Source organism: Cupriavidus sp. H19C3, assembly GCF_049393815.1.
Taxonomy (GTDB): Bacteria; Pseudomonadota; Gammaproteobacteria; order Burkholderiales; family Burkholderiaceae; genus Cupriavidus.
The window spans coordinates 1,478,108-1,490,312 of the sequence record NZ_CP184985.1 but is presented as its reverse complement, the minus strand read 5'-3'; the positions used below and the strand labels follow the sequence as shown (position 1 = coordinate 1,490,312).

The following is a 12,205-nucleotide window of genomic DNA, read 5'->3' as shown; positions in this document are numbered from 1 at the left end:
TATGTGCCGCGTGTGGTGCGGCATAAGTCGTCTTGCGTGGCGGGCGCGGTGCACGTGCTCAGAGCGAGGCGTTGAGCATGGCGAGGTAGTCGGCTTCGCTGGCAATGCGCGGATTGGTCTTGTGGCAGTGATCGGCCAGCGCATACGCGATCACGCGCGGGAACAGCGCGGGGTCCACGCCCATCTGCGCCAGGCCGGCGGGCAGGCCCAGCCGGCGGTTTTTTTCCACGATGGCGCCTGCCACCGCCTCCGCGTCCGTGCCAGCAAGTCCCATGGCGTGCGCCATGCGCGCGAGCCGGTCGTCCTCGCGCATCGACGGGGCCGCGGCATTGAAGCGGATCACGGCCGGCAGCAGTACCGCGTTCAGCGTCCCGTGGTGCAGCGTCGGCATCAGTCCCCCCAGTGCATGGCTGAGGCTGTGCACGCAGCCGAGACCTTTCTGGAACGCCAGCGCGCCCTGCGTCGAGGCACTCATCATCGCCAGCCGCGCGGCCCGATGCTGCGGCTCGCGCTGGGCGAGTTCGATGTGTTGCCAGCCACGCCGCAGGCCATCGAGCGCGATGCCGTCCGCCGGCGGATTGAAGGCCGGGGCCATGAAGGTTTCCATGCAATGCGCAATGGCGTCCATGCCGGTGGCCGCGGTCAGGCCGGGCGGCAGGCCCAGCGTGAGCTCGGGATCGCAGATGGCGACACGCGGCACGAGATGTGGCGATAGCACGCCAACCTTGCGGCCGTCGTCGAGGATCAGCACGGCGCCTCGGCCGACCTCGCTGCCGGTGCCGGCGGTGGTGGGGACCGCGATGACGGGCGCGGTGGCGGCCGTAATGCGTGCCACGCCACCTTCCACGGCCGCAAACTGGCGCAGCGGACCTTCGTGCGTGGCGCACACGGCCACGCCTTTGGCCAGATCGATCGGCGAGCCTCCGCCGATGGCGATGATGCCGTCGCAGCGGTAATCGCGGTACAGCACCACGGCTTCGCGCATGGCGCGCTCGGTCGGGTTGGACGGGGTGCCGTCGTAGATCACTGCCTCCATGCCGGGCGTCAGCTGTTCCAGCACACGCTGGGCGATGCCGGCCGCCTTGACGCCGGCGTCCGTCACCACCAGCGGCCGGGTGATGCCGATGCGCTCGCATTCCTGCGGCAGCAGCGCGATGGCGCCGAAGTCGATCTGGATCTGGGTGATGTACTGGATCAGCGGCATGACGTCTCCTGTTGGATGCCGGCGCCATTGGTGCGGCGCGGCAAGCCTGTGGTCGAGTGGGACTGGAATGGTGTCGAAGTCTAGGAACAAGGCGGCGGCGCGACAACGTGGATTTACTTGAAGCGTCTGCAAGAAAAACTCACAAGGGCGGCGGCTTAGATTTTCTTGAAAGGCGGTCGAGTTTTTCTCGTTTTGCCGTGCGCGGCAGCGCCCCTAGACTGCAAGCCAGCACGCCAGGCCATGGTTTGCCCGACTTCCTTACATAACGAGACCACATGAGACAGCCGATCCTGATCGAACGCGATGGCCAGATCGCCACCGTCACGCTGAACAATCCCGAGAAGCTCAATGCGCTCGACCTGCCGATGTGGCAGGGGCTAACCGATGCCATGGTCGCGCTCTCGGCCGACGACAGCTTGCGCTGCGTGGTGCTGCGTGGCGCCGGCGACAAGGCATTCGCGGCCGGCGCCGATATCGAGGAGTTCCGCACGCGGCGCTTCTCCGCGGCGCAGGCGCGAGAGTATGGCCACATCACCCATGCCACCATGCGCGCAATTGCCGAGTGCCGGCATCCGACGCTGGCGCTGATCCAGGGCGCATGCGTCGGTGGCGGGCTGGAGATTGCATCGATGTGCGATATGCGGATCTGCGGGCAGTCGAGCCGCTTTGGCGTGCCCGTCAACCGGCTCGGCCTGGTCATGTCGTATGGCGAGCTCGGCGGGCTGATGGCGCTGGCGGGCCCGGCGGCGGCGCTGGAGATCGTGCTGGAAGGACGTGTGTTCGGCGCCGCCGAGGCGCGCGAGATGCGCCTGGTGAATCGTGTGGTGGCCGACGCCGATGTGCCCGAGGAAACGTATGCGACCGCGCGGCGTATCGCGCAGGGCGCGCCGCTGGTGGCGCGCTGGCACAAGCGGTTTGTGCGGCGCCTGCTGGACCCGGCGCCGCTGCAGGCCGCCGAGGAGGACGAAGCCTACGCCTGCTTCGATACCGAGGATTTCCAGCGCGGCTTCGATGCCTTCGTGTCGAGGTCGCGTCCGCAGTTTGTCGGCCGCTGAACCATTCCCGTCGCGCGCGGCCGTGCGCGGCACCTGTCTCTCCGCAAGGTACATCTCATGAATTTGCCGTTGTCTAACATCAAGGTCCTCGATGTCAGCCAGATCATGGCTGGCCCGTTCTGCTGCATGCTGCTTGGCGACATGGGCGCGGACGTCATCAAGGTAGAGACCCCGGGCGTGGGCGATCAGACCCGCAAGGCCATGGGCTTCCGGCTCAAGGGCGATGACAGCGGAGGCTTTCTGGCGCTCAACCGCAACAAGCGCAGTGTGGAGATCGATCTGAAGAATCCCGCCGGACTGGAGGCGTTCTATGAACTCGTGCGTGGTGCCGATGTGCTGGTCGAAAACAACCGGCCGGGTGTGGCGGCCCGGCTCAAGATCGATCATGCCACCCTCGATGCGATCAATCCGCGCCTGGTCTACGCCAGCATCTCGGGCTTTGGCCAGACGGGGCCATGGTCGGCGCGCCCCGGCCTCGACCTGATCGCGCAGGCGATGTCGGGGGTGATGAGCGTGATGGGGCATCCGGATGCGCCCCCGGTCAAGGCGAGCGTGCCGATTGCCGATCTGGGCGCGGGCCTGTTCACCGCCTATGGCATTCTGAGCGCGCTGATGGGCCGGCAGCAGACCGGCAAGGGCCAGTACGTCGATGCGTCCCTGTTCGAGACGGCGCTTGGCTTGTCGGTATGGGAGTCGGCCGAATACTGGGGCACGGGTCAGGTGCCGGTGCCGATCGGCAGCGCCAACCGGATGAGCGCGCCGTACCAGGCGGTGCGCGCCGCCGATCGGCATTTCGTGATCGGCGCGGCGAATCCCAAGTTGTGGAAGGCGCTATGCGATGTGATCGGGCGCCCCGAGCTGGTGGACGATCCGCGCTTTGTCGACAACGCTGCGAGGATCCGGCATCGCGATGCGCTGATCGGCGAGATCGAGGCGGAATTCGCGCGCCGTCCGGCCAACGAGTGGGTGGACGCGCTGCTCGCGGCAGGCGTGCCGGCCGCGCCGATTGCCACCTACGATGAAGCGCTGGCGAGCGAGCAGGCCGTGGCGCGTAACATGGTGCTCGAGATCGAGCACCCGGTGGAGGGCGCGACCAGGGCGCTCGGATTTCCAGTCAAGCTGTGGGGCACGCCGCAACAGGTCCGCTATCCGGCGCCATTGCTTGGCCAGCACACCGACGAAGTGCTGGCGGAATTCGGCTTCGATGCCGACACCGTGGTGCGACTGCGGGCGCAGGGCGCGTTTGGCGCTGGCCATGCAGTGACCCCGGCGTCGGACAAGGTACGGAAGACCGCTTGACTGTCGAGCGGGCGACAGACCCGCGACGACCATCATGACAATCAGGAGACAGGAATGACCGCTGTACAGGCTTCACGCCGGCACCTCGTGCTTGGCGCTTGCGCGCTCGCCGCCTTGAGCGTGGCCCCGCCGGTGTGGGCGGAAACCTACCCGGCGCGCCGCATCGAACTGATCGTGCCGTGGCAGGCCGGTGGCGGTGCCGATGTGGTGGCGCGCGCGCTGGCGGTGGCCGCGGCCAGGCATCTGCCGCAACCCATCGTCGTGATCAACAAGCCCGGCGCCACCGGCGCGGTGGGACTGGGCGAAGTCGTGCATGCGCGGCCCGACGGCTACAAGCTGGTGTTGTCGTCGAGCGAGGTGACCTTCCTCAACTATCTGGGCCTGGCCAGGTTCACGTATCAGGACCTGGTGCCGATCGCGCGCCTCAATGCCGACCCGGCCGCCGTGGTGGTGCGTGCCGATGCCCCGTGGGCCACGCTCGAGCAGTTCCTCGCCGATGCCCGCAAGCCCGATGCCAATATCAGGGTGGGCACGGCCGGCCAGGGCTCGGCGTGGCATATGGCGACGGCGGCGCTGGCGGAGAAGACCGGGGCACGCTTCAACGATATTCCGTTTGCCGGCGGCGCGCCGGCCACGCTGGCGCTGCTGGGCGGCCATATCGATGCGGTCACGGTGAGCACGGCCGAAGTGGCGACTCATGTGGAAGCTGGCAAGCTCAAGCTGCTGGCGGTAATGGCGGACCGGCGCGTGGCCGGCTTCGAGAACGTGCCGACGCTCAAGGAGCGCAATATCGATCTGTCGATGGGGATCTGGCGCGGCATTTCGGCGCCCAAGGGCACGCCGCCGGAGGTGCTCGCGGTGCTCAGGACGGCCATCGCCAAGGCGGTGCAGGAGCCGATCATGCGACAGACGCTGGAGAAGCTGCACTTCAGCACCGACACCTACGCCGACGACGCCACGCTGCAGGCGCAGATGGCACGCGAGTCGGTCCAGTTCCGGCCGCTGGCGCAACGGATTGCCGCGCAGCAGAACGCACGATGACCGCATCCGCATCGTTCGCCAACCCCGGCGGCGCACCCTTTGCCCTTGCTACGCCGTTTATCGACGCGCACCAGCACTTCTGGGATCTTGACCGCCACCGCTATCCATGGCTGCAGGAAGCGCCGGTGCCGAATTTTCGCTACGGTGACTACAGTGCGCTGCGGCGCAACTATCTGCCGGCCGACTATGCGCGCGACACGGCGGGATGCGCGCCGGTGAAGACCGTGCATGTCGAGGCGGAATGGGAGCGCGCGCATCCTGTCGACGAGACCGCGTGGCTCGACACGCTCGCCGGCACGCACGGCCGTCCCACCGCGATCGTCGGGCACGCGCAGCTGGATCGCGACGACGTGGCAGCGGTGCTGGCCGGCCATGCCGCATATGGCCGCATGCGCGGCATCCGGAACAAGCCGGCCACGGCGGTGCGGCGCGAGGATGCGCGCCGCGGGCAGCCCGGTTCGATGGACGACCCGCGCTGGCGGCGCGGCTACGCGTTGCTGGCGCGCCATGGGATGTCCTTCGATCTGCAGGCGCCGTGGTGGCATCTGGACCAGGCTGCCGAACTCGCGCGCGATTTTCCGCAGACGCAACTGGTGCTCAACCATACCGGCCTGCCCGCGGACCGCAGCGCGGCAGGGCTCGATGGCTGGCGGCGCGCGATGGCAACGCTCGCGCGCGCGCCCAACGTCGCGGTGAAGATCTCCGGGCTCGGCCTGCCGGGACGACCATGGACGCGGGCCGACAACGTGCCTGTGATCCGCGACACCATCGCGATCTTTGGCGCGGAACGCTGCATGTTTGCCAGCAACTATCCGGTGGACAGCCTGGTGGCACCCTACGCGACGATCCTGGCAGGCTTTGTCGCGGCCATTGCGATATTCCCCGAAGCCCAGCAGCGCGCGCTGTTGCACGACAACGCCGCGCGCATCTACCGACTGCAAGACTGATACAGGAATGGATATGCCAGACGATATCGGGACGGGTGCCACGTGCGCCCGCACGCTGGTGGTCGACCGTGCACGCACGATCGACTTTCTGGGCGAGGACCTGCGCATCTATGCCACGCCCGAACTGGTGCGCGACATCGAGCAGGTCTGCCTCGATTTTCTGCAGGAGCGTCTGCCTTCGGGGCAGAGTTCGGTGGGCACCTCGGTGTCGATCGAGCATGCCGGCGCCACGCCGCTCGGCGGTACCGTGACGATCGAGGCCGAAGTGACGGAAGTCGATGGCCGCAGTGTGACCTTTCGCGTAAGCGCGCGCGATGCGGTGGAAACCGTTTGCACTGGTGTGCATCGCCGCTTCGTGGTCGATATCGACCGGCTCAAGTCGCGCGTGCGCAAGAAGGTGGCGGCCTCGCCGGCCAACGCCAGTGCTACGCCGGCGTCTCCGGTGCCGGGCTGACCGGCGCGGCGGTTTCGCGCAATGACGCGGTTTCGCCGCAGATCCAGTCGGCGAAGCTGCGGATGCGCGGGTCGTCGAGCCGCTCCTGCGGAAAGACGATGAAGTAAGAGAACTCGACCGGCAACCGGATCGACTCGAACAGCCGTACCAGGCGACCCTCGGCAAGGTCCTGCTCGATCCAGTTCTTCTTGACCAGCGCCACGCCGAGTCCGCTGATGGCGGCATTGATGACAAGGTGGCTGGGCCAGAACGACGGGCCGCGGGTGGCATCGACGTCGGTCACGCCCGCGTGTTCGAGCCACATCGCCCAGTCGGGGTTGCTGACGTCCGTATAGGTGCTGTCGTCGTGGAGCAGCGTGTGGTGCCTGAGGTCGGAAGGCTGGTTCAGCGGCGCGGCACCTTGCAGCAATGCGGGGCTGCAGACCGGAATCACCTCGACCGGCAGGCACAGGCGCGAATAGAGACCAGGATAGTCGCCACGGCCATAGCGAATGGCGAGGTCGAAATCGTCGCGCGCAAAGTCGATGCGATGGTTCGAGGTGGAGACCTTGAGATCGATCTCGGGATGCGCCTGCATGAAGCGATCCATGCGCGGGATCAGCCATTTGACCGCGAAGGTGGGCGGCATGTTGGCCTTCAGGGCGGGACGGTGCTTGCTGTGCAGCCGGTGCGTGGCATCCGCGAGCTGCTTGAAAGCCAGTTGCACCGCTGGCAGGTACGAGGTGCCGGCGGGCGTCAGCACCAGTGACTTGGCGTCGCGAATAAACAGCTGCACGCCAAGATTTTCCTCGAGCGTCTTGACCTGGTGGCTGACCGCCGATGGCGTGACGAACAGCTCCTCGGCGGCCCGGGTAAAGCTGAGGTGCCGCGCGGCCACCTCGAACGCTCGCAGCGGATTGAGGGGAGGGATCGATCTGGACATGGTCTCGCGTTCGTCTCGAAGGCCGGCACACCGGCGCCGGCAAGCAGCCGGCGCATGGTCACAAGTCATGGCGTCCGGCTGGACCGCTCAACATAGCATCGCCGGACCGGCGCGCCCATAGGTGCCTTCCCGCGTGGGGGCAGCAGTCGATGTGCGGGCACGGGCACTGCGCGACACTGGCTGCAACGGAAGAAATGGAGGCGGCACCGGGCGACACAGGCGGTCGGCCTCCGCGATCGCGTCGCGTGCCGTGAAGTACCCTACGAGCGGCGCGAGGGGTTGCCGTCCGTGTGCGGGTCGTCTGTGCGCGGGTGGTCTGCGTACGCACCGTCGGCGCGGACAGCGTGCGGCGGCGTTTCGCAATGCGCCTGCAGTGCGGCGATCAGCAACTGCGCGGCGGGCGAGAGGTCCGCGCCGGCACGCGTGATCACGCCATAGGGATCGTCGAGGGCCCGCATCGGCACTGGCAGCCGCACCAGCATGCCAAAGCGCTCGCCGAACTCCGCCACCGCACGCGGTACCACCGCCACCAGATCGGGCGTTTCCTGCAGCATGGTCAGCGTGGCGAACGCCGAGGCGGTCTCCAGCGGGTAGCGCGGCAAGTCGATGCCGGCGTCGTTGAACTCGCGCTCCAGCGCGTGGCGCATCGGTGTGTTGACCGGATACGCCATCCACGGCATGGCGGCGAGGTCGGCCAGCGTCAGCGCGGCGGCATTGGCATGCGGATGTGTGGGCGCGGCCACCACGGCCAGCGGCTCCATCTCCAGCGCCATGCACTCGTATGCGCCGGGCCGGCGGCTCACCCCGCACCGGCACAGCGCCACGTCGATGCGGCCTTCGTCGAGTAGCGGCAGCAGCGCCGCGCTGGTGTTCTCGATGATTTCCACCGACAGGTGCGGTTGCCGCTCGCGCAAGGTGCCGAGCGCGCGCGTCAGCAGCGGAATCGCGCCCATGATCACCCCCACCGCCAGATGGCCGCCATGACCCTGTGCGATTGCGGTGATTTCGGCGTGAAGGTGTTCGAGGTCGCTGTAGATCAGCCGCGCATAGCGGGTCACGCACTTGCCCAGTTCATTGGCAACGAGCCCCTTGGGCTGGCGCTCGAACAACGACATGCCCAGGATATCCTCGATCTCGCGCAGCGCCTTGGTGGCGCCCGGTTGCGAGATGGCGATGTCGTCCGCGGCCTTGTGCAGCGAGCCGTGATTGTCCAGCGCGATCAGCAGGCGCAGTTGCTTCAGGCGCAGTCTTGATGCAATGGTGGCGAGCGAGGGAAGGGCCGTGAGGGGCATGGCGCGGCGGCAAAAGCCGACACTATAGCGCCTTCGATGCATCCCGGCAGGGTACACGGATAACCGCCGCTTATCGGCCCATCACCGATTTTCATTGGCGCGCACGGGTGCCCGCACATAGAGTCCTCCGACATTCGCGGCCACGCCGCGGCGTTCTCAGGAGACTTCCATGCCGATGCAACCTTCCGGCCAGCAATATATAGGCGGTGCGCGTCGTGCGGCCGGTGCCACCCTGCTGTACAGCGTCGATGCGCAGACCGACGAGCGGCTGCCGTACGTATTCCACGAAGCCACGGTGGACGAGGTCGACGCGGCCGCCCGCGCCGCGGCGTCCGCCTATCCCGCCTTCCGCACGCTGGCGCCCGCGCAACGCGCGCGCTTTCTCGACGCGGTAGCCGATGGCATCGACGCGCTGGGCGAGGACTTTATCGCACTGGTCAGCCGTGAAACCGCGCTGCCCACCGCGCGTATCGCGGGCGAACGCACCCGCACCAGCCAGCAGTTGCGGCTGTTTGCCACGGTGCTGCGGCGCGGCGATTATCTCGGCGCGCGCATCGATCTGGCCTTGCCGCAACGAACGCCATTGCCGCGTGCCGACTTGCGCCAGTACCGCATCGGCGTGGGGCCGGTCGCCGTGTTCGGCGCCAGCAATTTCCCGCTGGCATTCTCGACGGCCGGCGGCGATACGGCATCGGCGCTGGCGGCGGGCTGTCCGGTGGTGTTCAAGGCCCATCCGGGCCATATGGCCACCGCGGCGGTGATTGCCGATGTGGTGGTGCAGGCAGCGGAAGCCACCGACATGCCGCGGGGCGTCTTCAATATGGTATTCGGCGACCGCGTCGGCGCGCATCTGGTCAAGCACGAGGCCATTCGCGCGGTCGGCTTTACGGGCTCGCTGCGCGGTGGGCGCGCATTGTGCGATATGGCCGCCGCGCGGCCGCAGCCGATTCCCGTGTTTGCGGAGATGAGCAGCGTCAACCCGATGATCCTGATGCCGCAGGCGCTCGCGCGTCGCGGCGCGGAGATCGCGCGCGAGCTGGCCGCCTCCGTCACGTTGGGCGCCGGGCAGTTCTGCACCAATCCGGGTCTGATCCTCGGCATCCGTTCGGCCGCGCTCGATGGCTTTGTCGAACATTTCAAGTCCGGCATCGCGGCAGCGCCCACCCAGACCATGCTCAATGCCGCCGGCTTGCAGCACTATGAGGACGGCGTGCGCCGGTTTGCCGATACGCCCGGCATGACCCCGCTGGCCGCGGCGCCGGCGCAAGCGGGCCGCGCGTCGGCCGCACTGTGGCGCGCCGACCCGGCCTTGCTATGGCAGGCGGACGGCCATTTGCAGCAAGAGGTATTCGGCCCCTGCACGGTGCTGGTCGAGCTCGACGATGCCGCCGCGCTCGCTCGTGCCGTCGATGCCCTGCAAGGCCAGCTCACGGCGACACTGATCGCGGAGCCCGACGACCTGGCCGGCGCCGCATCGCTGGTCGCCGCGCTCGAGCACAAGGCCGGCCGGCTGCTGGTCAACGGCTATCCCACCGGCGTCGAAGTGTGCGACGCCATGGTGCACGGCGGCCCGTACCCCGCCACCTCCGATGCGCGCGGTACCTCGGTGGGAACGCTGGCGATCGACCGTTTCCTGCGCCCGGTGTGCTTCCAGAACTTTGCCGATGCGTTGCTGCCGCCCGCGTTGCAGAACGCCAATCCGCTCGGCATCGACCGGTTGGTGAATGGCGCGCTGACACGCGCGCCCATCGTCGCGTAAGCCCGGCGCGCCCCCGCAGTGGCGGGACGACAAGGAGTTGCCCGCGCCCGGCGACGACGGGATGCGACCGGAGACTGTTGATCTGTGCTCAAATATCTTTCGTAAATTTGCACGTTTATCCGCAAGATTGGATCGGGCAGACTCCGTGGTATTCCCGCTGGTGGCGAGTTGCCGGCGGCCCAACCCACAGGAGTTTTCCGTGAGCATTCCCTCATTCGGCGTCGGTACCTTCCGCCTGACCGGCCAGGTCGCCGTGGACTCGGTGCGCAATGCGCTGGAGCTTGGCTACCGCGCGATCGACACGGCGCAGATCTACAAGAACGAAGCCGATGTCGGCACGGCCATCGCGGCCAGCGGCATCGCGCGGGACCAGTTGTTTGTCACCACCAAGATCTGGACCGCCAACTATGCCGCCGACAAGCTCGTGCCGAGCCTGCGCGAGAGCCTGGCCAGGCTGCGCACCGACTATGTCGATCTCACGCTGATCCACTGGCCGGCGCCCGGCAACGGCGTGCCGCTGGCGGAGACCATGACGGCGCTCGCGCAAGCCAAGGCGCTGGGCCTGACGCGGCAGATCGGCGTCTCCAACTTCAATATCGCGCTGACGCAGCAGGCGATCGATGTGGTTGGCAAGGGCGAGATCGCCACCAACCAGATCGAACTGAGTCCCTATCTGCAAAACCGCAAGCTGACCGCGTTCCTGGAGGCGCAGGGCATTACCGTGACGTCGTACATGACGCTGGCCTACGGCAAGGTGCTGCAGGACCCGGTGCTCGGCGAGATTGCGCGCAAGCATGGGGCCACCGTGGCGCAGGTGGCACTCGGGTGGGCACTGCAACTCGGCTACGCGGTGATTCCGTCGTCGACGCGGCGCGAGAACCTCGCCAGTAATCTGCTGGCCCGCGATCTGAAGCTCGATGCCGACGATATGGCGGCGATCGCGCGGCTGGAGCGCAACGGGCGCGAGGTCAGCCCCGAGGGCCTGGCCCCGGTGTGGGACTGAGCGGGGAGCGAACCATGTCTGAAGTCAATCGTTTCCCTATGGGCGGGCCTGACCCCGCCGCCGCTGCGCCGTTGTTCACCCCGTACGTGCTTGGCAGTCTCACGCTGCCCAACCGTATCGTCATGCCGCCGATGACGCGCTCGCGTGCCAGCCAGCCCGGCGACATTCCCAATGCGCTGATGGCCGAGTATTACGCGCAACGCGCGAGCGCCGGCCTGATCGTCAGCGAAGGCACGTGGGTGTCGCCGCTCGGCAAGGGGTATGCGTGGACGCCCGGCATTCACACGCCACGACAGGTGGCCGGCTGGCGCCTGGTGACCGACGCCGTGCATGCCGCCGGCGGGCGCATCTTCGCCCAACTGTGGCACGTGGGCCGGCTCAGTCATGTCAGCCTGCTCGACGGGCAGGCACCGGTATCCTCGTCGGCGCTCCAGGCGCAGGGGGTCAATGTATTCGTGGCCGAGCGCGATGGCCGGCCGGGCTTTGTGCAGGCGTCGGCGCCCCGCGCGCTGTCGGTGGACGAGATTGGTGCGGTGGTCGACGAGTTCCGCCAGGCCGCGCGCAATGCCATGGCGGCCGGCTTCGATGGCGTGGAGCTGCACGCGGCCAATGGCTACCTGGTGAACCAGTTCATCGACTCCGGCGCCAACACGCGCACGGATGCCTATGGCGGCTCGCTCGACAATCGCCTGCGCTTTCTCGGCGAGGTGGCACAGGCGCTGGTCGAGGGCACCGGCAGCAAGGATCGCGTGGGCATCCGCCTGGCGCCGCTGACCACGCTCAACGGTTGCGTCGATGCCGATCCCGAGACCACCTATACCGCGGCGGCCGGGCTGCTCGGTGACATCGGTGTCGCCTACATCCATATCGCCGAGGCGGACTGGGACGACGCCCCGCATATGTCCACCGCGTTCAAGCGCCGCCTGCGCGAGGCTTATGCGGGCACGCTGATCTATGCCGGCAAGTACACGCTGGAACGCGCCAACGCCGCCTTGCGCGAAGGCTGGGCCGACCTGATCGCGTTCGGCCGGCCCTTTGTGGCCAATCCGGACCTGCCGGCCCGCCTGCGCGCGGGTGCCGCGCTCACGCCGCACGATCGGGATACGCTGTTCGGCGGCGGGGCAGCCGGGCTGACCGACTATGCGGTCATGCGCGCGGAGGCCGCGTAGGTAATTGTGTCCCGGCGAGGGTGTCCCGGCCAGGGCGTCCTGTCGATCGCACCAGCGTGG

At 67.8% G+C, this 12,205-nt stretch carries 11 protein-coding genes; 8 read left to right on the top strand and 3 right to left on the bottom strand.

Features of this window, described 5'->3' with window-relative positions; all coding sequences use genetic code 11:
* Positions 1-58 precede the first annotated feature (58 nt).
* Complete coding sequence (locus tag DFLDMN_RS06740) at positions 59-1,204, bottom strand: iron-containing alcohol dehydrogenase (RefSeq protein WP_423197700.1); 1,146 nt, start codon at positions 1,202-1,204, stop codon at positions 59-61.
* 275 nt (positions 1,205-1,479) lie between these two features.
* On the opposite strand from DFLDMN_RS06740, the gene DFLDMN_RS06735 reads away from it, so the two are divergent.
* The 5 genes from DFLDMN_RS06735 to DFLDMN_RS06715 are packed head-to-tail and all read left to right on the top strand — an operon-like array spanning position 1,480 to position 6,000.
* On the top strand, positions 1,480-2,259 hold the full coding sequence (locus DFLDMN_RS06735; RefSeq protein WP_423197699.1) for an enoyl-CoA hydratase-related protein: 780 nt from the start codon (positions 1,480-1,482) through the stop codon (positions 2,257-2,259).
* 57 nt (positions 2,260-2,316) lie between these two features.
* Complete coding sequence (locus DFLDMN_RS06730; RefSeq protein WP_423197698.1) at positions 2,317-3,558, top strand: CaiB/BaiF CoA transferase family protein; 1,242 nt, start codon at positions 2,317-2,319, stop codon at positions 3,556-3,558.
* 54 nt (positions 3,559-3,612) lie between these two features.
* Positions 3,613-4,599, top strand: a complete 987-nt coding sequence (locus DFLDMN_RS06725; protein ID WP_423197697.1) for a Bug family tripartite tricarboxylate transporter substrate binding protein — start codon at positions 3,613-3,615, stop codon at positions 4,597-4,599.
* Positions 4,596-5,546, top strand: a complete 951-nt coding sequence (locus DFLDMN_RS06720) for an amidohydrolase family protein (protein WP_423197696.1) — start codon at positions 4,596-4,598, stop codon at positions 5,544-5,546. Before DFLDMN_RS06725 ends, DFLDMN_RS06720 begins: the two co-directional genes overlap by 4 nt.
* A 13-nt stretch (positions 5,547-5,559) precedes the next feature.
* Entirely contained in the window at positions 5,560-6,000 is a 441-nt protein-coding gene (locus DFLDMN_RS06715; protein ID WP_423197695.1) for a thioesterase family protein, read from the top strand.
* Here the strand turns inward: DFLDMN_RS06715 and DFLDMN_RS06710 are convergent.
* Positions 5,972-6,922: a transcriptional regulator GcvA gene (locus DFLDMN_RS06710; RefSeq protein WP_423197694.1), complete on the bottom strand. Its 951-nt coding sequence runs from the start codon at positions 6,920-6,922 to the stop codon at positions 5,972-5,974. The genes DFLDMN_RS06715 and DFLDMN_RS06710 overlap by 29 nt on opposite strands.
* 260 nt (positions 6,923-7,182) lie before the next feature.
* Positions 7,183-8,214, bottom strand: coding sequence for a LysR substrate-binding domain-containing protein (locus tag DFLDMN_RS06705; RefSeq protein ID WP_423197692.1), 1,032 nt, complete (start codon positions 8,212-8,214; stop codon positions 7,183-7,185).
* Positions 8,215-8,383: 169 nt separating this feature from the next.
* On the opposite strand from DFLDMN_RS06705, the gene DFLDMN_RS06700 reads away from it, so the two are divergent.
* The 3 genes from DFLDMN_RS06700 to DFLDMN_RS06690 all read left to right on the top strand — a co-directional run bounded on the left by DFLDMN_RS06700 (position 8,384) and on the right by DFLDMN_RS06690 (position 12,145).
* Positions 8,384-9,973 (top strand): aldehyde dehydrogenase (NADP(+)), encoded by a 1,590-nt coding sequence (locus DFLDMN_RS06700; RefSeq protein WP_423197691.1) that lies wholly within the window; start codon positions 8,384-8,386, stop codon positions 9,971-9,973.
* 199 nt (positions 9,974-10,172) lie between these two features.
* On the top strand, positions 10,173-10,976 hold the full coding sequence (dkgB, locus tag DFLDMN_RS06695; RefSeq protein ID WP_423197690.1) for a 2,5-didehydrogluconate reductase DkgB: 804 nt from the start codon (positions 10,173-10,175) through the stop codon (positions 10,974-10,976).
* Positions 10,977-10,990: 14 nt separating this feature from the next.
* On the top strand, positions 10,991-12,145 hold the full coding sequence (locus DFLDMN_RS06690) for an alkene reductase (RefSeq protein ID WP_423197689.1): 1,155 nt from the start codon (positions 10,991-10,993) through the stop codon (positions 12,143-12,145).
* The last annotated feature ends 60 nt before the right edge of the window (positions 12,146-12,205 follow it).

Bases quoted from the DNA above. Each gene is read 5' to 3' on its own strand.
- DFLDMN_RS06740 (WP_423197700.1), bottom strand. From the start codon at position 1,204: ATGCCGCTGATCCAGTACATCACCCAGATCCAGATCGACTTCGGCGCC.
- DFLDMN_RS06735 (WP_423197699.1), top strand. From the start codon at position 1,480: ATGAGACAGCCGATCCTGATCGAACGCGATGGCCAGATCGCCACCGTC.
- DFLDMN_RS06730 (WP_423197698.1), top strand. From the start codon at position 2,317: ATGAATTTGCCGTTGTCTAACATCAAGGTCCTCGATGTCAGCCAGATC.
- DFLDMN_RS06725 (WP_423197697.1), top strand. From the start codon at position 3,613: ATGACCGCTGTACAGGCTTCACGCCGGCACCTCGTGCTTGGCGCTTGC.
- DFLDMN_RS06720 (WP_423197696.1), top strand. From the start codon at position 4,596: ATGACCGCATCCGCATCGTTCGCCAACCCCGGCGGCGCACCCTTTGCC.
- DFLDMN_RS06715 (WP_423197695.1), top strand. From the start codon at position 5,560: ATGCCAGACGATATCGGGACGGGTGCCACGTGCGCCCGCACGCTGGTG.
- DFLDMN_RS06710 (WP_423197694.1), bottom strand. From the start codon at position 6,922: ATGTCCAGATCGATCCCTCCCCTCAATCCGCTGCGAGCGTTCGAGGTG.
- DFLDMN_RS06705 (WP_423197692.1), bottom strand. From the start codon at position 8,214: ATGCCCCTCACGGCCCTTCCCTCGCTCGCCACCATTGCATCAAGACTG.
- DFLDMN_RS06700 (WP_423197691.1), top strand. From the start codon at position 8,384: ATGCCGATGCAACCTTCCGGCCAGCAATATATAGGCGGTGCGCGTCGT.
- DFLDMN_RS06690 (WP_423197689.1), top strand. From the start codon at position 10,991: ATGTCTGAAGTCAATCGTTTCCCTATGGGCGGGCCTGACCCCGCCGCC.